The following is a 25,577-nucleotide window of genomic DNA, read 5'->3' on the forward strand; positions in this document are numbered from 1 at the left end:
GAAGCCCTTCCGGACGACGTCGTCGCTCAAGAAAAGCGTTGGCAAGCTATGAAACGCTGGGTACAGAAAAAACCTCATTTTCAAGCTCATGAAGGTGCGTTTAAAGGGCAAATGGGCGAAGGAAAAGCGAAAAGTGCCCCTTTAGGCCAATTCGCCAAAGGATTAAACCAATTAATAATGACCCCGAATTATCTCTAATAAAAACTTGTTTTTGTTAGAGATAATGAGAGCAAACCGAACGAAAGTGAGGTTGAAAATAACTTCGTGTCTGCCCCAAAAGACGGTTTTTTTATTCAACCTCAATAAACTTGACACATACTTCAACCTCAATAAACTTGACACATACAAAAATAATTAAAACATTTGATTACAAGAATGAAAATGATATAATACTTTTGATTATATTATGTCTTGGTTGTTTATGAATGAATGGTATCATTTGTAAAAGAGAGGCAGCCCCTCTCTTTTTTATTTAATTGATAAAACAACTGTCATGAGGTACCTACTCTATAAAATTCATTAGAAAGGAAATCATATATTGTCTGAAAACAAAGAGAACGATACTCAAAAACAAACAAGAAGAAGTCGAAGCCATAAACGTCAAAAAGAAGACGCAAGGTCAAAACGTAACCCAGAGCTTGAGTCAGAGCGACAGCTAGCTAGAAAATTACGTGCAGAAGAAGCTAGAGCTCGTAGAGAAGCCATCGAAAATCGCCCACCTTTTAGAGGACTACAAATAAATCCTACTGTTTCTTTATTTGATGAAGAAGGTAAAGAAGAAATTGGGGAACGTAATTGGAAGGGATGGGGTGTTGATATCCATCCACAAGTAACGATTCCTGCAACGATAATTTTATTATTATTTATCGTTTTATTATCAATATTTTCCGAAGAAGCAAATGTCGTTTTCGATTATATTTTAGATGCTGCTACGAATTACACAGGTTGGTTTATGATTTTAGCCACAGCCGTATTTATTGTCGCAAGTATTTTCTTTGCTTTTAGTCGTTATGGAAGAATTGTTATTGGTGGTAATGATGCCAAACCAGAATTCTCTAGATTTGGCTGGTTCGCCATGCTACTCAGTGCAGGTATGGGAATTGGACTTGTTTTTTGGAGTGTTGCAGAGCCTATTTCCCATTTAGGGGAGCCTTCTCCATTGTTTAATGTTGATCCAAATTCTCCAGGAGCCGTCCAAGCTGCTTTAACGTCTACCTTTTTCCATTGGGGCGTTCATCCATGGGCTATTTATGCTATTGTCGGATTAGGATTAGCTTTCTTTTCTTTCAATAAAGGACTCCCATTAACAATCCGTTCGTTGTTCTACCCCTTAATAGGTAATAAAATTTACGGATGGCGTGGGAACCTGATTGATATATTGTCAGTTTTATCGACAATGACAGGTTTAGCAACTTCTCTAGGTTTAGGCGTTTCCCAAGTAAATGCTGGTCTAAATCATCTTTTTGGTGTTACAATAAGTCCAGTAGTACAAATTATACTCATTATTGTAATCACTGCTATGGCAACAATCTCAGTTATTTTAGGCCTTGATAAAGGGGTTCAACGTTTAAGTGAGATCAACATGGGACTAGCTGGAATTTTCGCACTTTTTGTCCTACTAGTAGGCCCTACTGTCTTTATTATGAGTGGTTTTACCCAAAATCTTGGCTATTATGTCGCTAACTTTGTAGAAATGAGTATGTGGACAGAAACATTCACGAATACGAATTGGCAAGGTGGCTGGACCCTATTTTATTGGGCTTGGTGGATTTCTTGGTCCCCATTTGTCGGAATGTTTATCGCTAGAATTTCTAAAGGAAGATCGGTCAGAGAATTTATTATTGGAGTTGTTCTTGTACCAACTATCATCTCCTTATTATTTATGAGTATACTTGGAGGAACTGCATTATACCAACAAATTAATGGCTTAAATGACATAGCTAGTGTAGTAAATGTGGACGAATCCTTAGCTTTATTCTCATTAGCTGATCATTTACCATTCTCGGGAATTCTATCTATCGTGGGAATAATATTAGTTACAGTCTTCTTTGTCACCTCTTCTGACTCGGGTTCTCTGGTCATTGACCATTTGACCTCAGGAGGTAAATTAGACACCCCATTAGCTCAACGAATTTTTTGGGCTGTTATAGAAGGCGCTGTTGCTGCAGTATTACTCATAGGTGGCGGTCTAACTGCACTTCAAACGGCTTCCATTCTTACAGGTGTACCTTTTGCTCTTGTCTTACTTGTTATGGTCTATTCTTTATATTTAGGGCTAAGGCAAGAGTTCTTAATTGAGCATGCTGTTAGAGAGAGACTACGAAAAGTTAGAAGAGATCACATTATCACCGATGTTATTCAATCTAACGTAGAAGACCAAGCTTTAGTCGAAAATGTAGCTGACAAATTAGCTGAGGAAGATGAACAAGAAGAAGAACAAGAAGAAGAACAAGAAGAAGAACAAGAAGAAGAACAAGAAAAAGAAAATGAAGAAACAACAGATGAAAACGATAATAAAATGAGTGAGGAAAGTACTTAACAATTTTTAAAATTTAAAAGAGCGGCTCTTTATCACAAAAAGATAAAGAGCCGCTCTTTTGTTCCTTGTTAAGAATCCTTATAACTTTCAAGCAAAACAACCATATGCTCTACGCCTTGATAAAAATCAGATAAACGGATATTTTCATTCGGAGCATGTGCTCCTGATTTCACCCATTCAGTACCGCTTCCCAGGATAGGTACATTTAAATATTTCCCAAACCCGTACATAGGGCCTGTCCCAGCAGAATTAGGTTCTAAAACAACTTTATCTTCACCATAAACTTTCTTCGCAGAATCAATCACTGTTTTAACAAAAGAATCCTCTAGATTCGTTCTAAACGGCATAACCGAAGTAAGTAACTCTAATTCAACATCCTCAAAACCATTTTTATCTAAGTGCTCTCTTAGTAGTTTCGTTACTTTATCAGGTTCATAGCCAGGAACTAAACGGACGTCGATTTTAGCCAGCGCTTGTCTAGGTAAAATCGTTTTAGTCCCAAGACCCGTATACCCAGATAATAAACCACTAATCGTTAAAGTAGGATAAAAAACCAAAGCTTCTTCTGGTGAATAGGTCAATTGGTCTGTAATTAAGGAGTGTTTCAATCCATAGTTTTGCTTACTAGCATCAGGATCAAACGGCATTTCAGCCAACACTTTCTTTTCAAGTTCTGTTGGTGGTGTCATCATGTCATAAAAACCATCGACTGTAATTTCGTTTTTTACGTTTCGCATACTTGCTAAGGCTTGGACTAAACGCCACGCTGAATTATCCGCAATAGCTGCTAAAGATGAGTGCATGTCAATATCTGCGCTAGTCACACGGGCCTCATAATAAGCAATTCCTTTAATTCCTGCCGAAATTCCTAAACGTTCGTCAGAATCTTTACTACCAGCTTCCCAAATACAAACATCTGCGGCAAATAAATCAGCGTAAGTTTTAAGATAATCATCTACATGTGGACTACCAATTTCCTCTTCACCTTCAACAAAGAATTTAACATTAACTGGTAACCCCCCTTCTGTATTTTTATACGCTTCAATTGCATTAATACGAGCCATCAAATTGGCTTTATTATCGGAAACTCCACGCGCATATAAAATGCCCTCTTTTACAGTAGGTTCAAACGGTTCTGTGCGCCATTCATCTAAGGGATCTTCTGGTTGTACATCATAGTGATCATAAAATAGCAACGTTTTTTCTGAATCACCCGTTGGACCAGCTTCAAAAAAACCATAAACAACCGGATGAGCCCCTTCTAGTTTTAAAACTTTCGACTCGCCCCCAGTGTTTTCAATCAACGCTTGTACAGCTTCGGCTGTTTGCTTAATTTGTCTTCCTTGTGCTGAAACCGATTCTAATCGCAAGTAATCATAAAAACGTTCCATATTTTTGTCTGAAATACGTTTTAGTTCGTTCTCGCTAATTTGACTCATATACTCACTCCTTCAATAGTACCTTTCCTATTAAAATTCAAATAGTTAGAAAATTTAATATATTTTCAAGATTACGCCAATTGAAAGAAAGTGTCAACGCCAAAATGAATTTGTATTACTAGTATAGCTTTCTTTAGTTCATTTTTATTACTATATGTTCTGGTCTCTCCTTTATTTTCCATAAATGCTTGCTCAGTTTCGACTGTTTGCTTAATTTGTCAAAGCGATGCCATCCTTAACTAATCATAAAAAATTTCCATAAAAAAAGACTAGGGTTCACTCTAGCCTTTTATCAAAAATATTTATTCTTTTGCCCTTTTCCTTGAGGTAATCTATTTCATTAAAGATTTCTAATGCTATAATAAGCTCTTAATAGAATGAAAAAATGTCTTTTCTCGAGTTACCTACCATAATTACTTAATTCTAGTACAAATTTATACTTCACTTTAACAGCAGCTCTTCTTGGGACCAACGGAATTCTTGGCGTAAGAAAAACCGATTGAAAAAGCATCTATAAATGCAGCTAGATTTGTATAGCTTCCTATTAATCGAGAAATCTGCTTTACTTCTGATGGCTGCTGAGTAGATATTTTGTAGATTTGTTTATTAAACTTGTCTGCCAAACCAAACAGACTAATCCAACTTAAGTACTCCTCTGAAAAATCGATCTCTTTTTGTGTCCTTAAATTATGACCGATGGCTTCTTCTAAATAACGAAACTGCTTCAACAATTGATCATACAATTGGTTCCCTTGTGCGGTATTCGTTTGGCTTTTTTTCCATTTAAAGTGAAACAAGCTCTGCTCTTTTTCATTCAGATAACCATTTTTTATTAGGTAATCCTGAGAATCCATGGTCAGTTTATTGCCTAATGGAATAAAAAACATGGCATTCGTTTTCACTAGATTTTTCATTTGTTGGTCTGTGATTTTGTTTTCTTCATCCGTGTTTTCCAACAAAATATTCCATAGTAAATTTTCAATTGTTTCTCCCTCATACATTCCATTTTCTAAGAAAAAAACCGTCGTATGTCTTTTTTTGATCAACAGATCATTTTCTAGCGCGATCACTCTTATTTTCCCTTCAGTTATCCACTTGAAAAGAAAGAATTGCATATAATGTTCTAATTTCCCGCCGTTGATCTTTTGTAAGAAAAAAGCCATGTCGACTGGATTTTTATCAAACAGTTTATTAGTTATTGTTTTCTCTTTTTCCACTCTTATCCCTTCTTCATATAGTTTTCACAAACCAGTCGGTATCTAAAAAAGTCCTTTAAAGAATTAAAAATCTAGATGATTTACAAGTACATCAATTTCCTCATCAACAATCCTTCGTTTCACTAACATTATACCTAAATCTTCTCATTTTCTTTTATATTAACAAAGAAAACGCTATAAAAAAACAACTTTGCTACAAAGTATAAAAATTTTATATGAATTACTCGCATTATTCTCGTTACAAATTAGAGGCATATTCAAATCGAACATAACCAATTTCAGAAGCGTTCTTCATTAGTTCAAAATTTAGCCAGGAAGCTACCTTATGAAATTCCACTTCTTTATTAAAGGGAAATTTACTATAACGTTTACTATATAGTTCTTCTTCCGTTAAACGATTTAATATTTTCTCCCATCTTTCTACTAGAAAATAAATGTTTAATTTAACCGCTTCTACATCTTTATAAACATTTATCTGTTCCTTTGTGAGTGTGCCATCACCAAAAGAATGATTGAGCACCATTTCCCACCAGAACGTTATATGCCATAATATCCAAGCAATACCCGGGGTTCCAATATCATACGTTTCGTTTTCAGGAAAATTCGCATACCACTTTCCATCTATTTCTTGGATATACAATCTACAGTTAGGTGAACGCCACAAATATTCTTCTTGGCTTAGCGTCGAAAGATGATAATCAAGAAGTTGTTTAGAAATACCAAATTGAAACTTGATATTATCTATTAGTACATTATTACTTTCAATCATGTTCATCCTCTTCTTTCTATTCTAGTAAAGCTACAATACAAAACAACCTTGCGGTACGTATTTGTCATAATTTATGTATTCCGCAAAATTTCCAACCTCCAACTATTTACCTCCTTCGATGAAAAATTTAATTTTTGTACAAAGGTATTGATCCAAAAAAATACTTCTTCAAAAAATGCAAGTGCTCTTAAATTCTGTCATTAAAAAAACTCTTTTTGAGATTGACTTTCAAAAGTCAATCTCAAAAAGAGTATAACCCACATACCTAGCGAATCATATGTTCATTTTATGAGTTTACAAATTTTTCACCTTTTGCATTCATAACTTGTCTTGTAAATGGATATCTTATGCCTAAGCTATGTCTGGCAATTTTAACCGAGTGATCTGATATACGCTCGAGGTTAGAAACAATATCAACAAATAAAATACCATCGGAAGGTTTTCCGATACCTTTATTTAGATTAGAAATATAGGTCCTTCGGATGCTTTCTTCCAAATCATTCACATCTTTTTCTCTTTTGATAACTTTTCCAGCAATAGAATGATTGTCTTCTTCATAAGCCTGTAGAGCTTCTTCAATATTTTGTTTAACTAAATGAAATAATTCAATTAAATTCTCATTGTACAGTATATTCTCATCTTCTATTTTTCCATTCTTCTTTTGCGCTTTCTCAGCATCATTAACTTCTTCAATATTTTTTAAAATGTTTTCTGTATGATCCCCCATACGTTCTAAATATTTTCCTATTTCGCCCATTTGAGCATGTTCATTGGAATTTCTCATCGGTAGGTCTTCTACTGAAATATACATCAAATATTCTGTAATCTGAATGTCTATACGATCAACTACATCTTCTATTTTAAGTACGTGATCATAACTTTTTTTATTTTGATTAAGATAATAATCAAACATCGAGTTATATTCTTCTAACACAAATTTCCCCAATTGAATGATTTCATGCTTGGTTTGATCTAACGCAATCGCTGGGGATCTTTGAATTAACGAATAATCTAAATTGGGCTCATACATTTCAATTGTATCTTCTTCACCAGGAATAACCCTACTCACAAGTCTAGCCAACTGCGGAGTAAACCATATTAAAACACCTACAGATAATAAGTTAAAGACCCCATGAGCAAAAGCAATTTGTAACTCAGGATTTAAGTTAAAAGCACTAGCCATCATATTTACCACACTAGTAAAAGGACTAAGAACTAGCATTACAATAATCGTTCCCAGTACATTGAAAATAACATGAGCTGCAGATGTCCTTTTAGCAGCAAGACTAGCTCCCACTGCAGCAAGAACGGAAGTAAATGTTGTTCCTATATTTGTCCCAAAAAGAATCGGTAAAGCAGCTTCTATAGTCATAGCACCTTGAGAAAATAATTGTTGTAAAATACCTATAGTTGCAGAAGAGCTTTGTAGAACAAACGTCATAATTGACCCCGTAACAATACCTAAAAATGGATTATCAGATAACCAAACCATTAAATCACTAAATATTTGGAGATGTTGCAATGGCTCAAGCCCATTCCCCATGAGATCTAATCCATAAAATAAAGCGCCAAAGCCAAAAATAACTTGTCCAATACTGCTAGTAAATTGACTTTTAAAGAAAAACAAAAATAAAGCTCCTATACCAATAATAGGCAAAGCATAATCACTAATGTTCAAACCAATAATAAATGCTGTAATGGTTGTACCAACATTAGCTCCCATAATAACGCCAATAGCTTGAGTTAACGTTATAAAGCCTGCGCTGACTAACCCAACAGTAAGGACCGTAGTACCTGTACTACTTTGTATAAGTGCAGTAACAGCAGCGCCAGCTAAAACCGCTCTTAAAGGAGTAGAAGTAAATGTATTTAAAATACTTCTCAAGTTATCTCCAGCAGTTCTTTGCAGTCCATCCCCCATATATTTCAATCCGAATAAGAAAATTCCAATTCCTCCTACGAATTGAAATATAATTTGTTGTACATCCAATACGTTTACCTCCATATTTTGCATGTCATAAAACTAGTTACAGATTTTGTTCCACCGTTTATTTTAAAAAACCTTTAACCAAAATTAAAGGACATTTTTATAAAAAAGCTCGAAAATGAGGAAGTTTTTAGAAACCTAACTTACACTATAACCAAGCTGGATAATTTTCACACCACATGTTTTCGTATGTTTTAAATACATGAACTGATTATCAGAAACATGAAGATGCATTTTTCAATTACGTCATTAAATTTAATACTTTTGGCAAAAGACACCACGATTCTATATCTTTCCTAAATGAATCTAAGATATCCTGATTCTTTGTATTATATTGTATATTAAAGTTATGCGACATACAACTTTCGTATTCCATACTAATTGGAGATAGACTTACTAAATCAAGTGAATAATTAACAATAAGCCTATATTTTATTTATTTTTCAAAACTAGTGGGCTTATAATATTTTAACACCACTACTTTGTCATTCTTATGTGCTTATTTAGCTCAAAACTCGGTGCGGTTCGATCAAGTTCTATATCTGTAAATTTAGAGAGCGTTTTTACCACTTTTTACTGAAATGAAAATCAATATAGCGTATATTTTATTATAATGCAGTTTATTCTCTAAGTATAAACTCTCATGTAATTTTTTGCTGGTTAAAGTTAACCGAAGAAGCTTTCTATTAAAATAAAAACATGGTACGCTCTTAAGTAAGAAACCGATTTTTCTTATAATAATAGAGCCTTCCACCTAAGTTTATATGTATCATAAAGCATTGTTTAATACTTTTTAAAAGATATTTTGTTGAACATAATCAACTTACTACATAATTTCTAAACAAAGCGAAGGTGGTCTTATGAATCAGTTTAAATCAGAACAAAAAGATATGATTCCTTTTTTCAAAGAATCAATTACTCAACCAAATCGAACGATCAAAGATAACAGCCATTTATCTATTACGAATAATATCGTTTTATTTTTGCTAATCTTTCTTATTTCAACTTTTCTTTTGTATGTAGCTTATATTCCTATTTTTTTAACATACACAGGGTATGAAGAATATGCCAGTATGGGGATAATTGTCGTGTTTTTCGGTTTATTAATGCATTTACTTTTGGTTCCAGTCATGCTGATCAATATTCTCATCATTTATTTTTTGAACAAAAAACTTAGTGAGACAGTAAGAAGCTTTAAAAAAATATTGACTGACCATACAGTTATTTGGATTTCAACTTTTTTGTTATACAGCATCGGTTTATATTTTTATTCATACTTAGAAACGTTCAGACCCTATATAACATTAGGCGGTTCACTAATCATCATTTTATCTATAATCATATATATTTCTCGTTTGGTATTATTGGTTAAATATTATGTGAAACATGATCACAAAAAAGTGGCCAATATATATGCAATTGTATTAGTTTTAATTATCCTATTTACTCTCCCCTATTTGGGCAGCAACTTCATCGAACAAACAATGGTAAGTATATGGATGCTATTTAATGGGATGGGTTAAAACTATGTCACATTTTCATGTTTTAAATTCCAAAGTTAATGAGAGTGTAACCATTGTATCTGTCCATATAACCAATTAATGAGATATTCGTAAACAGGTATTTTGATGAAAGCTTCAATATTTTATAGACAAAAGTAGTACAGCTAATTGTATGTATATAATAATGAAATGAAACATTTTATATATGCCATCATTGGATATTTAATAGGGGTTATTGTTTTAATCGGTCTGGCTATTAACATGGAGCCACTAGATACTCTCAGAGAAGGGATATTAATCACACCTTTTTCTGAGGATTACTCAAATGGCAAAGCAACTTTAAATGATAATTTTGCAGAATTGGAAAATGAACACAACGAAACAACAGAAGACATTGATTCCCAATTTGTCCAAGATTATCTTGGTATTCCAGATGAGATAGATGATAATGGATACTTATGGAGATATTTTACAGATGAAGAGGAGACATCCTTTATCTTAGTAAATTTTGATAATGATGAGTTAGTCCAGGAGCTTAGTAAAATCGATTGATGAATAATATTAAAATTGCATAATTGTTTCTATATTCCAAAATTTAGAAAGTATAAAAAAGACGCGTGACATAAATAAAATTAAGATAAAAATAGCCGAACTATAATTAGATGAATTTGCTCATCGTTGCGGATTTGCAATAAGGTTTTGCTAAACCGCAGGAGCAATATTTTCTGTGACGAGTAACCGCAAAAACAATTGCTCTATACTATAGTTCGGATATTTTACTATTAATAGGGCTTATGGCACAAGTCTTTTTTATTTGCGTTGTCCCCAATACTGGAAGTAATCTGTACGTAATGAGCCATTATATAGTTTTCTTTTTTTCGTCGCTTTTTGTCCATAATAATCTTCAAATGCTAAATCGCTAGTCAAAATATACTTGCTCCATGTTGTTAAGGGCTGAAATATTTTTCCCATTTCTTCGTAAAGCTTTTGTGTACTATTTTCTTCGCCTAAACGCTCACCATAAGGTGGATTAGCGACAATTACGCCCTTTTCTTTTTCAGTACTAAAGTCTTTTAATGCTTGTTGTTTAAACGTAATTGAATCTCCCAATCCTATTTCATTAGCATTTGCACGCGCAATATCGATCATTTCACCATTAATATCATAGCCTGTAATATCTAACTTAACATCATAATCAGCTGTCTCTTCTGCCTGATGACGCGCATGTTCAAATACCTCGCTTGGAACCCATTCCCATTGTTCACAAGAAAATTCCCGATTAAAGCCAGGAGCAATTTGATGTCCAATTAATGCCGCTTCAATACATAACGTCCCTGAACCACACACTGGATCGACAAATGGTTTATCATTATACCAATTCGTCAACTTTACAAGAGCTGCAGCCATGTTTTCCTTTAATGGCGCGCCTCCTTTTTCCAAACGATAACCACGCTTAAACAAGCTTGGCCCGGTAGTATCTAATAAAAGCATCACATGGTCTTTACGTAAAATAACTTCTAATTGATAGGATGCGCCAGTTTCTGTAAAGGGCAAATTTTGCGGACGATGGTAATAACTTCTTAAACGCTCTACGATCGCTTTTTTCGTAATTGCTTGACAATCTGGCGTGCTATATAGTTTAGATTTAATAGACTTGCCAGCTACTGGAAAATTAGCATCTAAAGGAAGATACTCTTCCCAAGGTAAAGCTTTGACTTTTTCAAATAATTCATCAAAACTATAAGCATCAAATTCTCCTATTACAATCTTTACTCGATCAGCAGTACGCAACCATAAATTTGTCTGCGCTATCGTTTCTATTGTTCCTTCAAAGCGAGCTCGCCCGTTTTCAACTTGGCAGTCGATTCCTAAATTTCGCAGTTCCTTTCCAGTTAGTGCTTCTAAGCCACTTGCTGCTGTAGCTATTAAATTAAAATGTGGGTTGTCTCTCATAATTTCCTCCAAAGTCATTACTTTATGAATAAAAAATCCTCCCCTTGGGGAGGATTTTTTCCCTGCTTATTGTGGTTTTCTATAAGCCATGTTTTGTCCAGTTATTTTACAGGGAGCAAAATAACTTAGATAATCATCTATCTACAATAAATACTGTCTTTTTGCTAGCGTTTCATTTCGCCGCAAAAAGTGCCCCTACCTTTTTGTTTGGGTTGCTCACTCGAGGGGTTTACCGCGTTCCAACAATAAGATTTCTCCTATTGCTTCGTCACTGTGGCACTTTCAAGGATACTCGAGCCTAATGTAGACATACACCTTAGCCGTTTTTCCTGCCGTTATCTCTATAAAGAAATACCTCAGCTTATTTTTTCGCTGAGCACGAACACTACAGACATCTCAGACTGTGTGAGCATGGACTTTCCTCAGTTTGATTAACTCAAACCGCGATTATCCGAAAACCACAATGGTTTACTTAAAATTGACGAGTTTTTTCTAAATCATCGTCATCAGCTGGGCGATTTGTATCTACCCGACCGCCAGCTGATCGTGTATTGCTAGTTTGCGTATTGTCTGAGTCATTATAAGTTTCATCTGTTTGAGCATAACGTGACTCATTGTTTACTTCTTGATCTAGCTTTTTACCAAAAACTTCTTTTTCTAAATTAGACAAACGTTTTAAAATATCAAAATTCGTAACTGTTTGACTTCTTGGTGTTGATTCTGTCTGTTGACGTGATTGTGTAGCTTGGCCTTTACTCAATTGCCCTACTTTGGCATTTAAACGATCATTTTCTTCTTGTAATGTTAAAATTTCTTTATTGTAAGCTTCATAGTCTTTAATTACACTGTCTAAAAATTCGTCCACTTCAACAGGATCATAACCACGCATTTTAGTTTTAAATTCTTGTTGTAAGATATCTTTGGGAGTGTATGTTGTATTTGCCATCTTTCCACCTCATTAATTGTTTGTGCTAATTCTTCTCTCATGTCTATTCTATCCAAAAAAAACGAATAAATCAAACAGAATCATCAAAAACTGCTTCTTGTAAATCATCCATTGTAATTTGATGAATTAAAAAGACATGCTCACTAGCATACTCATTCGCATCATGTAAAAAATAAGAAGTCTTTCCTGTATAATCGTCATCATATATAATAACTGCTCCATCTGCATGTGTAAGCAAAAAATGCGTATGATTTTTTAACTGACTAGGGTTTTTATAAGGAAAATGACTAACAGTATCCACATAATCAGCCTGTTCCACTACTTTTTGTAGAGCAGCTTTATTTGTTTCATTCCACTGATTTCCAAATTCTAAGTAAGGGAAAATAAGGGAAAATTTTAATTCTGGGTAATCTACTTTTAATTCTTCAACAACTTGACCACACCAAAGTTCTACTCCTAAATTACCTCCTAGCAAAACCCAGCTTAATCCTTCGTTTAAATACTGTTCTAGCGTATTTTTTATAACTTTCTTAATAACTTTTACTTTAGGATCATTTTCTTGAAAAACGCCTAATTCAAAGCTTCTGTATCCAGTAACGATTAATGTATGTATGTTCTGCATAATATTACCTTTTCTTTCTTTTTGTCTTTTTGGTATAATATAGCTCAGGAGTGTGAGAATCATGGTCTTTCATTACCCTAATGGTCACCCTAACCATTATAATGATACGTCAAAACAAAAAATGCAAGAAGAAGCTAAGTCAACAAGTTTCGCTAATCGCGGAATGCGTTTTGAAGAAGCAATTAACCAAAGCAACCAATATTATCTTAATCATGGGCTTGCTGTAGTACATAAAAAGCCTCTACCTTTACAGGTCGTAAAAGTGGATTATCCAAAAAGAAGTGCTGCTGTTATTAAGGAGGCCTATTTTAAAGAACCATCTACAACCGATTATAATGGAGTATACAAAGGGTTTTATGTCGATTTTGAAGCAAAGGAAACGAAAAACAAAACGTCATTTCCTTTTAAAAATTTCCATGAACATCAAATTACACACATGGAAAAGTGTATTAAACAAAACGGCGTATGCTTTGTGTTATTATGGTTTTCTACATTAAAACGTTGCTTTTTTCTAGATAGTGAGTTGCTCATTGATTATTGGCGTAACCAAGCGCAAAAAAAATCATTACCACTAACTGTTATAGAAAAAAATGCCATTGAGATCCAACCCAAAATCGCACCACGTATTCCTTATTTAGAGGCAGTGGATCAGCATTTACAAACAAAGGAGAAACTCTAAACATGGCAAACCAATCAAATTCACGAGTCAGTCGATATCAACAAAAAGGTCCCAAAAATCGTGGAATTGGATCTATTATACTTAAAATTTTTATCGCTTTATTCACTATTGTTTGTGTTATTTTAATTGCTGGTGCGGGTTTATTCGTATTCTATGCCAAAGACGCACCTTCCTTAAATGAAGAAGAACTAGATGCAACGGTCTCTTCTAAACTTTATGCTGCTGATGGAGAAATATTTCAGGATATTGGCTTGCAAAATCGAGAAAAAATTTCGCCTACTGATATTCCTCAGCAACTAGAAGATGCTATCGTATCAATCGAAGATCGTCGTTTTTATAACCACATAGGCGTTGATCCGATAAGAATTGTAGGTTCCGCTTTTTCCAACGTTACAACTGGTGGTAAACAAGGTGGTAGCACATTAACACAACAATTGATAAAGCTTTCTTATTTTTCAACTAATGAAGAAGATCAAACATTAAGACGTAAAGCACAAGAAGCTTGGCTTGCAGTTAAATTAGAGCGTCAGCGATCTAAGCAAGAAATTTTAACTTATTATATAAATAAAGTATATATGTCAAATGGATTTTATGGCATGCAGACAGCCTCTCAAGCTTTTTATGGAAAATCATTAAATGAGCTCTCTCTTGCTCAAACAGCTCTAATTGCTGGTATGCCGAATGCACCGAACTATTATGACCCCTATGTTAATCAAGAAGAAGCCAAAGAACGTCGAGACACCGTTTTAAACACCATGTTAGATAATGAGAAAATTACACAACAAGAATACCAAGACGCTTCAAGTGTAGCTATCGATGATGGTTTACAAGAACTTGAAGAAGAAGACGATGATCGCAAATACTATGATAACTATATCAAAGAAGTCATTAACGAAGTGGAAGAAAAAACTGGGAAAGATGTTTATCGAGATGGACTTAACATTTATACAAACTTAGACGAAGATGCCCAAAAGCGATTGTATGACATTGTAAATTCGGATGAGTATGTTGATTATCCTGATGAAGAAATGCAAGTAGCTTCAACTTTAATTGAACCCGACACTGGACAAGTAAAAGCACAAATTGGTGGGAGAAATATTGAAGAAGGAACTATTTTAGGAAATAATTTAGCTGTAAACACTTCAAGAGATTTTGGTTCTACCGTAAAACCTATTGTGGACTACGGACCAGCCTTTGAATTTAAACAATATTCTACAGCTAGAACAATTGTCGATGAACCTTATTCTTATACTGGTAGCGATACGCAAATTACTAACTGGGATAACTCCTATATGGGATCTATGACTTTACGTGAAGCTTTAGTACGCTCCAGAAATATTCCAGCAGCAAAATTATTTGAAGATGTAGGTTCAGAGTCTATTCAAGAATTCTTAGGAAACTTAAATATTCATTACGAGAATTTAAACCAATCGAACGCTATATCAAGTAATGTTGACGAACAAGACGGATCCGAATATGGTGTCTCTAGTTTGAAAATGGCCGCTGCTTATGCTGCCCTTGCCAATGGAGGTACTTATTACGAACCGCAGTATGTAAATAAAATTGTTTATCAAGACGGGTCAGAAGAAGTGGAAGCTTTTGAAGATGAAGGTCAAAAAGCTATGGAAGATACTACAGCTTATATGGTGACTGATATATTAAAAGATGTCATTTCAGACAGTGATGGAACAGGATCAAATGCCGAAATTTCCGGTTTATATCAAGCAGGTAAAACGGGAACTTCCAATTATACAGAGGAAGAACTAGATGAACTTGAAGACAATGTCTCTTCTCCTTCTCCTGACTCTAATTTCGTCGGTTATACTCCAAATTACTCATTAGCCGTCTGGACAGGTTATAATGATAAAATGACTCCAGTGACCAGTGAGTCATCACATGTAGCCTCTGATGTTTATCGTGAACTAATGGAATATGTTTCGTCTTCTGCCGAAAATGAAGATTGGACCATGCCGAATGGATTAATACGAATTGGTAAAGAACTTTACTTAAGAGGACAAGAAGATACTCCTTCTTCCTCACAACAAACACCAAGAAGAAGTCGAAGAAGTGAACCCTCATCTTCCTCTACGCCTTCTTCACAAGCTCCTTCTTCGACCTCGAAAGAAGAACCTTCTTCATCCGAAGAAGAAACAACCTCTGAGTCAAGCAGTGAGCCGGAAGAAGAACCTTCATCTTCTGAAGAAGGATCTTCGTCTGATTCTGAAGATGAAAGTACACCACCAAGTAGTGAACCAGAAGAAGAACCTTCGTCTTCTGAAGAAGAGGGGCCCCCACCAGAAAGTGAGCCTTCTGACACCGGAGGTAATGACGGTAATGAAAATGAAACTGGAGAAGACACTGGTGGAAATAGTGAAGGTGGTAATGAAGGTACTGGTGATAATAATGACGGAGGCTCTGAGGACGAATCTCCTCCTGAGCCCGAACCCGAGCAAGAAGAAGAGAATTCTGAGTGAAGATAGTCTCAAAAAAAGAGGAAGAGCATAAATAAGCTCTTCCTCTTTTTTATATTTTACTGATCATTATTGTCTTCTTCTAACCAATTATGCAAAGAAACATTCGGCAATTCTTTTTCACTTCGAGTCGTTTCTTTATTTAACATTTTTCTTTTTCGTCTTTTTTGCTCTTCTTCTACCTGTTGCTCAGTTGTAATATTTTTTCTCTCCCAAGAAAGTAAAACGCGGTCAATATAATTCAAACTATAAGCTTGGTTTAGTACAGCTTCTTTTAAAGCTAACTGTATTAAATCTGGGCTATATTCATCTTCTTCAATCCATTGGCCAATTCGTTGATACTCAATAGGTGATAATGCGCGACCGAATTCTTTTTCAAACATTTGATATAAAGATTGAACTTTTTGCTCATGATTTATTTCCTCAGCCTGTTTTTTTTGTTGTTTTTGCAACGTTTCTAATTTGTTAAATACTGCTGAAAAATCATAAAAATCATTTCTAATGCCTTGAGAATTTTTTTCTGATTCAATAGTAATAACTTGTTTTTCAACCAATTGATTTAATAAATAATAAATATCCTGTTGCTTGCAATCCATATTTACTGCAATAGTTGTTAAATCAGGAAAGTCATTGCCTAATTCGTGATATTTATATAACTGGATCCACAAGATAAATTCGTCATTTGTTAAGCCCAATTTTCGATAATTTTCGATCAAAAGATTGGAAAGTGTTGTTTGTCCGCTCTTTAAATAATCTCGTAATGAAATCATGAAATACTCCCTTTTTACTCTAGTTAAAAAAGCTGTTTCTTTAAGTTAAAGGAAAACAGCTTCTTGACAATTATTTAATAATTTCTGCCTGACACTTTGGGCAAAAGCCATAAACTTCTAAACGATGATCTTCAACATCATAGCCAGTTAATTTACTAGCAGCCATTTCTACATCTTCTAAATTAGGGTAATGAAAATCAGCAATTTGGCCACATCTTTTACAAATAACATGATAGTGCGGCTCAGTACAAAAATCAAAACGGCTAGAAGCGTCCCCGTAACTTAGTTCTTTAATAAAACCAATTTTAGTAAAAAGCTTCAAATTATTATAAACAGTAGCCACGCTCATCCCCGGAAATTTACCTGCAATAGCTTGATAAATTGTCTCAGCAGTAGGGTGTTCATTTGAGTAAGCCAAAAATTCTAAAATCGCTTTACGCTGTGACGTAACACGGATATTTTCATCTTTTAAACGTCGCAATGCTTCTTCAAAACTTCTCAACAGAACCCCCTCCAATTTCTATTATTTTCATAATACTATGTATTTGTTTATTTTTCTAGCATTTTTCCCTAAAGCAAAAGAAATTTGAAAAATAAGAACAAGACAAAATATCCGGACTATAAAAAGATTACTCTTGCAATTATGTCGTTTCTCATTGCTAACAAACGGCAAAAAGCAAGCACATCAAATATAGTTCGGATATTTTATTATCAAAAAAATTGGTCTTACCTTTTATTAGTGCTTTTATTAAACTATTTTTTTAAACAATCAATTGTTGGCCAATACTAACTGACCCACTATTTAACCCATTATTTGCCATTAATTCATCCAAACTTATTCCATGGTTTTGCGCAATATCCCATAAGGTATCTCCTTGTTGAACCGTATAAGTCGCACTAGTTCCATCAGAAGTTGCGCTTTCTTCAACATCTTCGTTGACAGTATCTTCCGTTGTTTCATAATTAGTTTGAGATTCAAAAAAATTGCTTGATTGCCCTGGTGTATCAAATTGCGTTAAATTATAGGTTTCAATTAAAGAATTTAGCTTTTGTCCATAATCAGGGTCTGTCGCATATCTTCCTGTAAGAAAAGCGGTAGCCTCGGTATAATCTGTTGTCTGGCTCTTCCATACTCCTTGATAATGTGGTGTCCCAGAAGAATAGCTTGAACTTTTCAGAAGCGCCGCATGGTCCTGCAGAGATTCTTCATAAGAACCATAAATCCTAAACGGTTCATTCATCGTTTCAAATTCACCATCTATATACTCTTGTGTAGATAACCAAACAGAAGGTTCTTGGCCATAAGCCTTCACCCCAAAGAGATTATGTGTAGGTGAAGAAGAAAGAGAAGAACTACCATTACCACTTTCTAACAATGCTTGAGCAATCATAACTGAAGCATATAAGTCGTTACTATCTGCAATTTGTTGTGCTGAAGAGCTAATTTGATTAATCAGATAAGAAGCCTCTGATTCTGAAACCTGATGTTGTTCAGCATAACTTTCTTGCGGAAACAAAACTGTTGTCGTTGGAGCAAGAACTAAACCTGTACCTACAAGAGATAACACCGTTTTCTTATTGAATTTCTTATTAAGTGTTGCTTTTTTCTGATGACGAGCACTTCGTGTTTGGTAGACCATAGCATCCTCCTTCAAAAGACTTTTAAAAAACTTTACTAAAAAAATTAAGATTTCTATAAAAAATATTGTATGCTAAAAAATAAAATAAAACAATATCTTTTACCTAATTTCTTTTAAAAGTTTTTTTGAAAGTCTCAAAAACACTGACGTAACAACCAAAGACTTTTTTAAAACTTCAAAAAGTCTTTGATATAGCCAAAAAAATAAGTATAGAGCCATTCATAAAGACTGGCTCTATACTTAATTATTCCTTACATTGTTTTAAAAATAGATACGACATTATTTACAGTAAATCCGTATTCTTCTAATACTTTACTGCCTGGAGCTGATGCACCAAAACGATCAATCGTTAATAATGCTCCATTGTCTTTAACATATTTGTGCCAACCAAAGGAAGAACCTGCTTCAATACCTAAGCGTTTCGTTACCCCACTTGGTAATACCGATTCTTTATAAGCTTCACTTTGTTGTTCAAATCGATCAAAACTTGGTAAAGAAACCACAGAAACATCAATGTCCTCATTTGCTAATTGCTCTTGAGCTTCAACTGCCAAATGAACCTCAGAACCTGTAGCAATTAAAATACCATCAGGTCTATTTCCCTTTTGCGAAGAGATAACATATCCGCCTTTAGCCACGTTCTCTTCTGCGTTTTCAGTTGTACCTGATAAAGTTGGTAAGCCTTGACGACTTAACACTAACATCGTTGGATGTGTTTGAGCTTGCATAGCTAATTTCCAAGCTGCACGCGTTTCATTGCCATCTGCTGGACGAATAACGCTCATATTAGGCATAGCACGCAAACTAGCAAGTTGTTCTACTGGTTCATGAGTCGGGCCGTCTTCCCCTACAGCAATAGAATCGTGGGTAAACACATAAGTCACAGGTAATTGTTGAATAGCTGCTAAACGCAAAGCAGGACGGCAATAATCACTAAATACAAAGAATGTTCCACCATAAACTTGTGAACCACCATGTAATTGGATTCCGTTCATAATAGCAACCATCGCAAATTCACGAACTCCAAACCAAATGTTACGTCCATCATATTGATCCACAGCAAAATCTTTATCCGCGGAGACCATCGTATTATTTGAGGAAGATAGATCAGCAGAACCCCCCCAGAAAGAAGGAACAGCTTTTGAAATTTCTTGAATAACTTCTTGACTAGACTTACGACTTGCCAATTCGCTGCCTACTTCATATTTTGGTAAGTTTTCTTCCCAACTTTCAGGCAACTCTCCAGCAAAAGCCTTCTTTAATTGTTCAGCTTCTTCGGGATAACTTTTTTCGTAAGCGGCAAATAAATCGTTCCATTCTGCTTCGGCTTGTTCGCCTTGATCAATCATCGTTTCTTTAAATCGTTGGGCCGCTTTTTCTGGTACAGTAAATTCTGGAAAATCCCAACCAAAGAATGTTTTAGCCGCTGTAACACCTTTTTCACCTAACGCTGCACCGTGAACAGCTGAAGTCCCCTCTTTTGGCGAACCTAAACCAATTACGGTTTTTACTTCAATGAATGTAGGCTGTGAGGTATTCTTTTGAGCCTCTTCAATCGCATTTGCGATAGCTTCCATGTCCGTTCCATCTTCGACATATAAATACTGCCATCCGTAAGCTTCATAACGTTTCCCTACATTTTCAGTAAACGCTTTAGCCGTAGGGCCGTCTAAAGAAACATCGTTGGAATCATAAAAGACAATCAACTTTCCTAATTGTAAATGACCTGCTAAAGAAGAAGCTTCTTGCGAAACACCTTCCATTAGATCCCCGTCACCAGCCAATGCGTAAGTATAATGATCAATAATAGGAAAATCTTTTTTATTATATTGAGCAGCTAAATGAGCTTCAGTCATAGCCATACCTACAGCCATAGCTAAGCCTTGGCCTAAAGGTCCTGTAGTTGCTTCTACGCCATCAATTTCTCCAACTTCTGGATGACCAGGCGTATGACCTTCCCATTGACGGAAATTTTTTAAATCTTCAATAGAAACATCGTAACCTGAACAATGTAATAAGCTATACAATAATGCTGAACCATGTCCAGCAGACAAAACAAAACGATCACGATCAATCCAATTTCTAGAAGTTTTTGGGTTGACTTTCATATACTTTGTCCATAAAGCATAAGCCATAGGTGCGGCCCCTAAAGGTAACCCGGGGTGTCCTGAGTTCGCACTTTGAACAGCGTCAATACTTAATGTTCGCAGCGTATTAACCCCTAGTTCATCAATCTCATCAAACAATACAAACGCCTCCTATTTAGGTTAATTTTACTTTTATTTCTATTTAATTATAAAAGATAACGATTTAATTTTCAACTAAATTTGAAAAGGGATACAATGTCTCTTTACTTACGGTCATGTATTCCTTTTTTCTTTTGAATTTTCTTCAGCTTTTCAGGAGTGACATCTTTTCCTTCAGGGTCCACGACTTTCATCCCTTCAATGTGTTTTTTCATGCCACCACGAAATTCTGATAGATATTCTTGTCTCAAATCTTTTTGTTCTTCTTGCTCGTCCTCTGTTAAACCTTGTTTTCTTTTCTTTTTTGCTAGTTCATTAATACGATTAATCTTTTCATCTGATATCATTGTATGTCCCTCCTTTTTCCATCTTACACAAGAAGAACTCAAAAAACAATTATAAACAATAAATCAAAGGCGAACGTCTGTTTGAAGTTTTCATTACATTATGCTAAACTTTAATTAACAAGAGAGAGAAGGTGTTAATTTTGGCGAAACGTACAGAGAACCGACAGACTGAAATACTAAAATTTATTCATACATGTGTCAATCAAAAAGGTTATCCTCCAACTGTCAGAGAAATCGGAGAAGGTGTGAGTCTATCTTCTACTTCAACAGTTCATGGTCATTTAGCGCGATTGGAAAAAAAGAAGCTTATACAGCGTGACCCCACAAAACCAAGAGCGATTGAGTTAACTAACTTGGGCTTGGAAGCAATTGGAATCCAACAGGAAAGCATCCCTATGTTAGGAACAGTGACTGCTGGTGAACCAATCTTAGCGATAGAAGAGGCTTCAGATTATTTTCCGATTCCTCCTCATTTAACAACTCAAGATGGACATTTATTCATGTTAACTATTCGAGGAGAAAGTATGATTAATGCCGGGATTTTAGATGGAGATCAGGTAATTGTTAGAAAACAAGACTCTGCCGAAAATGGGGATATTGTTATTGCGATGACAGAAGAAGACGAAGCCACTTGTAAGAGGTTTTATAGAGAGAAAGATCACATTCGTTTACAACCAGAAAATGATTTTATGGAACCTATTATCTTGCCAATAGTTAAAATATTAGGAGAAGTCGTTGGGCTTTATCGCCATTTTTAGCACAAAATTAGTGAGATCTTCAAAAAAATGAAGATCTTTTTATTTTTTTCTTTACAAAGGGAACAAAGATTCGTATAATAAAAATGCAAACGTTAGTTCGCATAAAGAAAGGATGAGAACATTATGAAAGGAACTCGTCGTTTTGGATTTATTATTGCTGTATTATTAATTGGTATCACTATTGGTCAATTTGGTTTCTTTGTTTCTGCTTTGTTTGTTAGTCCTTTAATTACCTTATGGTTACTACTTTGGGATGATGAAAAAAATACACAAATAGAATATAAACACCAAACGCATCACTATCAAACGAAAACATAGCCTTTTAGCCATTGTATTTTATTTGTTTTTAATTACTATAGATTTAATTTATATTATTGTTAGTTTTCGGAGGTTACTTATTTTTGATATGGCTAACAAAAAAACTAAATACACTGGATCAAATAAAGTAACATAGGCAATGGGTACAAAAAATGTCGCTTTTCCACTTTTGGGAAAAGCGACATTTTTTGCTAGTTTATCTCAATAATCTAATAAAGTGCGTATTTCGTAATCTTCAATTTTATCTCTTCCATGTAAATCTAATAATTCAATTAGAAAAGCACAGCCAACCACGGTTCCTCCTAATTTTTCTATCAAATCGATTGTCACCTTTACAGTACCACCAGTTGCTAATAGATCATCACAAACAAGAACGCGTTGTCCAGGAGTAATAGCATCCTCATGAAGAGTTAAGGTGTCTTCTCCATATTCTTTATCATACGTTACTTCAACTGTTTCACGGGGTAATTTTCCTGGCTTACGAACAGGAGCAAATCCAACCCCTAGTTCATACGCAACTGGACAGCCAACAATAAATCCGCGAGCTTCTGGACCTACTACCATATCAATTTGTTTTTTATCGGCATATTCCACAATTTCATTAACTGCTGTACGAAATGCTTTACCATCTGCCATAAGTGGTGAAATATCTCTAAAAGTAACCCCTTTTTCAGGATAATCAGGAATGCTTGCAATATAATCTTCTAACTTCACTCGTTTTCCTCCTAATAGACGCGCTTAAAATACTTATTTAAATTCTATACCGTCATTTTTATGTTGATAACCAATGCTTTAAAGTGGGTAAATCACTTAATAATAAAAACTCCTCTGTTTTAATCTTACTCAAACGCTTTTGATAAGTTTGACTTTCCGACAATGCTTGTGATTTTGGACTTTCCACTTGATTCATCATCCCATCCTTTATTGTAACAAATCCTAGATCAAAAAACACCTGGATCATAAAAGCCAATAAATTTTCAGGAATATCTAAGTGTTGTGCAACAAGCGATAACTTGTATCTTACATCAACTCGTTGCTGTTTGCTAATGAATTGAAATAATTTTGCATATTGTTCTCTCGTACCCATTCCATCTAGATAAGCCTCGTCTTTTGCTAAGCATATGAAAAAGACACGCGAAACACGAGCGATATGAATGGCATTTTTAGCCTCTTGTAAATCAATTGGGCAATTTATCAATACCATCTGTTGGAAAGTCATATCTTTAATTGTAGCAAGAAAAGATTCTTGATCTTTATACGTTACAACAGGTTGGTCAGTTTTATGACTTAACTCTGTCGCTTCCTTATCAGAAAAGCTAACAAATAACGTAGGCTCTATAAAAGATAAATTTTTCCAATATTTTTTAGAGCGGTAATCGAACACTTGCATATAATTAATACGATAATCTTTTAACATAATCTGCGGAATTCGTTTATGATTCCATTCGTTAATGGATAATTGTCCTACAATATCAGCAGGTTCGCTCTGAAATTCTGCAATATCTGGTCCAAAACCAAAACCAATGCCTTCCACGTTTACTTGCGAATCATCTTTTATAGATAGTTTCAAGTGTTTACCATCTGCTCCGACAGCACGAGTATTTATCACAGTGCAGTCTTTAAATAAAACATAAGGTAAAGGGTTGTCCATTCCAAAGGGAGCTAACGATTGTAGCGCTTCAATATGTTGTAAACTAACGTCAGCTAAACTTAGAATCGTATCAATAGCTAAATTATTTATAGGTTGAATTTGACTCGTATCTAAAATTTCATTAACCTTTTCAGTAAAATAAGATAGACTCTCCCTTGTTATACTGAGTCCCACAGCCGCATGATGACCTCCGAAGCTGGTCATTAATTCTCGAACTTGATCCAAAAGTTTAAAAAGATTAACCGAATCTACACTACGACCAGAACCTTTTAATAGACCTTCTTGCGTAGAGGTTAAAACAATTGTCGGTTGACCCACCTTTTGAGCGATGTTTCCGGCTACAATACCGAGCACACCTTCGTGCCAATTTTGTCCACTAATAATTTGAATTTTTTTGTCTGGTTCAATTTGTTGTATAGCTTCTTCGGTAATCTCTTGCGTAAGAGTTTTTCTTTCATTATTTACTTGGTCAAGCTGTTCAGACAAATGGCGAGCTCTACTTTGATCAAAAGTTGTCAACAATTCTACTGCTTCATTAGGGTCTTTTAAGCGTCCTAAAGCATTTAATCGAGGTGCAATGGCAAACCCAATGGTTGATTCATCCATTGCTTCAGATGAAATTTGACTTACATTTAATAACTCCAGTAAACCAATCCGCTGTGTTTGTTTTAAAGCTTGTAAACCAAAAGTCACGAGTGCCCTATTTTCGTCCGTTAATGAAACCATGTCAGCAACTGTGCCAATAGCTACCAAATCTAAAAAATCAGTAGGGACTTCATCAAGTAAAGCACAAGCGAATTTAAAAGCAACACCTACGCCGGCTAACTCGCCAAAAGGATATCGACCTTCAGGATGACGAGGGTGAATAATCGCATAGGCATTGGGTAAACTTGGAGGAAGTTCATGATGGTCAGTTACAATAACATCTACTCCTTGGCTATTAGCAAAATCAATCGCTTCACTTCCTCCAACGCCATTATCTACTGTTAAAATTAGCCCAACACCGGCAGCAATCTTTTCTTTATATACTTCTATATTAGGCCCATAACCATCTTTGAATCGATTGGGTAAATAATAACAAACGTCAGCACCTAAAAGTTCTAACGTTTCCTTCATAAGAGAGGTACTAGTAATCCCATCAGCGTCATAATCGCCATAAATTAAAATTTTTTCTTCATTTTCTAGCGCTTTTTGAACCCTTGTTATAGCTTTTTCCATACCAAATAACCAAAAAGGGTCATAAAGATGATCAAGTGATGGATGAAAAAAAGCTTTGATTGCTTCTGCACTTTTTATTCCACGTTGCCATAAAAGCTGACCTAAAAATAATGGCATGTTTTCATTTTTTAATTGACTAATAAATTTCTGAGGCAGTTCTGCCATCTCAGGAAATTGCCAATGATAATTTGCTTGTTTCAAGTAACCACTCCTAACCACAACACTGTATTATATCAAACCTAAGTAAAGAAGCAAAGAAAGGACATCACTTGGTATGTGTCAAGTTTATTGAGGTTGAATAAAAAAACCGTCTTTTGGGGCAGACACGAAGTTATTTTCAACCTCACTTTCGTTCGGTTTGCCCTCATTATCTCTAACAAAAACAAGTTTTTATTAGAGATAATTCGGGGTCATTATTAATTGGTTTAATCCTTTGGCGAATTGGCCTAAAGGGGCACTTTTCGCTTTTCCTTCGCCCATTTGCCCTTTAAACGCACCTTCATGA

The 25,577-nt window shown here is 35.0% G+C and carries 21 protein-coding genes, 1 other RNA gene and 1 pseudogene; 8 read left to right on the top strand and 15 right to left on the bottom strand.

The window, feature by feature from the left end:
* Positions 1-198: pseudogene (locus tag G577_RS11080) on the top strand (ISLre2-like element ISTeha1 family transposase); the annotation flags it as partial.
* 340 nt (positions 199-538) lie between these two features.
* The gene (locus tag G577_RS11085; protein WP_081675730.1) at positions 539-2,539 is read left to right on the top strand and encodes a BCCT family transporter; all 2,001 of its coding nucleotides are present in this window, start codon (positions 539-541) and stop codon (positions 2,537-2,539) included.
* Between the two features lie 68 nt (positions 2,540-2,607).
* Here G577_RS11085 and G577_RS0105455 read toward each other — a convergent pair whose 3' ends face one another.
* The 4 genes from G577_RS0105455 to G577_RS0105470 all read right to left on the bottom strand — a co-directional run bounded on the left by G577_RS0105455 (position 2,608) and on the right by G577_RS0105470 (position 7,969).
* The gene (locus tag G577_RS0105455; protein ID WP_081675731.1) at positions 2,608-3,978 is read right to left on the bottom strand and encodes a M20/M25/M40 family metallo-hydrolase; all 1,371 of its coding nucleotides are present in this window, start codon (positions 3,976-3,978) and stop codon (positions 2,608-2,610) included.
* A 446-nt stretch (positions 3,979-4,424) separates the two neighbouring features.
* Complete coding sequence (locus G577_RS0105460) at positions 4,425-5,195, bottom strand: hypothetical protein (protein WP_028790333.1); 771 nt, start codon at positions 5,193-5,195, stop codon at positions 4,425-4,427.
* Between the two features lie 238 nt (positions 5,196-5,433).
* Positions 5,434-5,964, bottom strand: a complete 531-nt coding sequence (locus tag G577_RS0105465; RefSeq protein WP_028790334.1) for a DinB family protein — start codon at positions 5,962-5,964, stop codon at positions 5,434-5,436.
* A 286-nt stretch (positions 5,965-6,250) separates the two neighbouring features.
* Positions 6,251-7,969 carry a Na/Pi cotransporter family protein gene (locus G577_RS0105470; RefSeq protein ID WP_038027636.1) on the bottom strand — a complete coding sequence of 573 codons (1,719 nt, stop codon included), beginning with the start codon at positions 7,967-7,969 and terminating at the stop codon, positions 6,251-6,253.
* A gap of 842 nt (positions 7,970-8,811) precedes the next feature.
* Here G577_RS0105470 and G577_RS0105475 point away from each other — a divergent pair.
* Together G577_RS0105475 and G577_RS0105480 are read left to right on the top strand one after the other, a co-directional pair.
* On the top strand, positions 8,812-9,474 hold the full coding sequence (locus G577_RS0105475) for a hypothetical protein (RefSeq protein ID WP_028790336.1): 663 nt from the start codon (positions 8,812-8,814) through the stop codon (positions 9,472-9,474).
* Positions 9,475-9,642: 168 nt separating this feature from the next.
* Positions 9,643-10,005, top strand: a complete 363-nt coding sequence (locus G577_RS0105480; RefSeq protein WP_156095923.1) for a hypothetical protein — start codon at positions 9,643-9,645, stop codon at positions 10,003-10,005.
* Positions 10,006-10,263: 258 nt separating this feature from the next.
* Here G577_RS0105480 and G577_RS0105485 read toward each other — a convergent pair whose 3' ends face one another.
* The 4 genes from G577_RS0105485 to G577_RS0105495 form a co-directional block, all read right to left on the bottom strand.
* Positions 10,264-11,406 (bottom strand): THUMP domain-containing class I SAM-dependent RNA methyltransferase, encoded by a 1,143-nt coding sequence (locus G577_RS0105485; RefSeq protein ID WP_028790338.1) that lies wholly within the window; start codon positions 11,404-11,406, stop codon positions 10,264-10,266.
* Positions 11,407-11,483: 77 nt separating this feature from the next.
* An RNA gene (rnpB, locus tag G577_RS11790) (RNase P RNA component class B) lies at positions 11,484-11,865 on the bottom strand.
* Positions 11,866-11,878: 13 nt separating this feature from the next.
* Positions 11,879-12,352, bottom strand: a complete 474-nt coding sequence (gene gpsB / locus G577_RS0105490; protein ID WP_028790339.1) for a cell division regulator GpsB — start codon at positions 12,350-12,352, stop codon at positions 11,879-11,881.
* 70 nt (positions 12,353-12,422) lie between these two features.
* The gene (locus G577_RS0105495; RefSeq protein WP_038023122.1) at positions 12,423-12,974 is read right to left on the bottom strand and encodes an SLOG family protein; all 552 of its coding nucleotides are present in this window, start codon (positions 12,972-12,974) and stop codon (positions 12,423-12,425) included.
* Between the two features lie 61 nt (positions 12,975-13,035).
* Between G577_RS0105495 and recU the strand changes: the two genes are divergently transcribed.
* Positions 13,036-13,653, top strand: coding sequence for a Holliday junction resolvase RecU (gene recU, locus G577_RS0105500; protein ID WP_028790341.1), 618 nt, complete (start codon positions 13,036-13,038; stop codon positions 13,651-13,653).
* 2 nt (positions 13,654-13,655) lie between these two features.
* Positions 13,656-16,127: a PBP1A family penicillin-binding protein gene (locus G577_RS11090; protein ID WP_038023119.1), complete on the top strand. Its 2,472-nt coding sequence runs from the start codon at positions 13,656-13,658 to the stop codon at positions 16,125-16,127.
* Between the two features lie 56 nt (positions 16,128-16,183).
* On the opposite strand, the gene G577_RS0105510 is transcribed toward G577_RS11090, so the two are convergent.
* The 5 genes from G577_RS0105510 to G577_RS0105530 form a co-directional block, all read right to left on the bottom strand.
* The gene (locus G577_RS0105510; RefSeq protein WP_028790342.1) at positions 16,184-16,894 is read right to left on the bottom strand and encodes a DnaD domain protein; all 711 of its coding nucleotides are present in this window, start codon (positions 16,892-16,894) and stop codon (positions 16,184-16,186) included.
* Between the two features lie 70 nt (positions 16,895-16,964).
* On the bottom strand, positions 16,965-17,399 hold the full coding sequence (locus tag G577_RS0105515) for a Fur family transcriptional regulator (RefSeq protein WP_169357984.1): 435 nt from the start codon (positions 17,397-17,399) through the stop codon (positions 16,965-16,967).
* 256 nt (positions 17,400-17,655) lie between these two features.
* Positions 17,656-18,534: a glucosaminidase domain-containing protein gene (locus G577_RS0105520; protein ID WP_028790344.1), complete on the bottom strand. Its 879-nt coding sequence runs from the start codon at positions 18,532-18,534 to the stop codon at positions 17,656-17,658.
* Positions 18,535-18,785: 251 nt separating this feature from the next.
* Entirely contained in the window at positions 18,786-20,780 is a 1,995-nt protein-coding gene (gene tkt / locus G577_RS0105525) for a transketolase (protein WP_028790345.1), read from the bottom strand.
* 104 nt (positions 20,781-20,884) lie between these two features.
* Positions 20,885-21,127 carry a DUF896 family protein gene (locus G577_RS0105530; RefSeq protein ID WP_028790346.1) on the bottom strand — a complete coding sequence of 81 codons (243 nt, stop codon included), beginning with the start codon at positions 21,125-21,127 and terminating at the stop codon, positions 20,885-20,887.
* A gap of 140 nt (positions 21,128-21,267) precedes the next feature.
* Between G577_RS0105530 and lexA the strand changes: the two genes are divergently transcribed.
* Both lexA and G577_RS0105540 read left to right on the top strand, forming a co-directional pair.
* Positions 21,268-21,885, top strand: coding sequence for a transcriptional repressor LexA (lexA, locus tag G577_RS0105535; RefSeq protein WP_038023107.1), 618 nt, complete (start codon positions 21,268-21,270; stop codon positions 21,883-21,885).
* 123 nt (positions 21,886-22,008) lie between these two features.
* Entirely contained in the window at positions 22,009-22,203 is a 195-nt protein-coding gene (locus tag G577_RS0105540; protein ID WP_028790348.1) for a hypothetical protein, read from the top strand.
* A 201-nt stretch (positions 22,204-22,404) separates the two neighbouring features.
* Here the strand turns inward: G577_RS0105540 and G577_RS0105545 are convergent, their stop codons facing one another.
* Positions 22,405-22,917, bottom strand: coding sequence for an adenine phosphoribosyltransferase (locus tag G577_RS0105545; protein WP_028790349.1), 513 nt, complete (start codon positions 22,915-22,917; stop codon positions 22,405-22,407).
* Between the two features lie 58 nt (positions 22,918-22,975).
* A complete protein-coding gene (recJ, locus tag G577_RS0105550; protein WP_028790350.1) occupies positions 22,976-25,273 on the bottom strand; it encodes a single-stranded-DNA-specific exonuclease RecJ in 2,298 nt (765 codons plus the stop codon).
* Positions 25,274-25,577 lie beyond the last annotated feature (304 nt).

Origin of the sequence: Tetragenococcus muriaticus DSM 15685 (assembly GCF_000423785.1) — a bacterium.
In the GTDB taxonomy this organism is placed as follows: domain Bacteria; phylum Bacillota; class Bacilli; order Lactobacillales; family Enterococcaceae; genus Tetragenococcus; species Tetragenococcus muriaticus.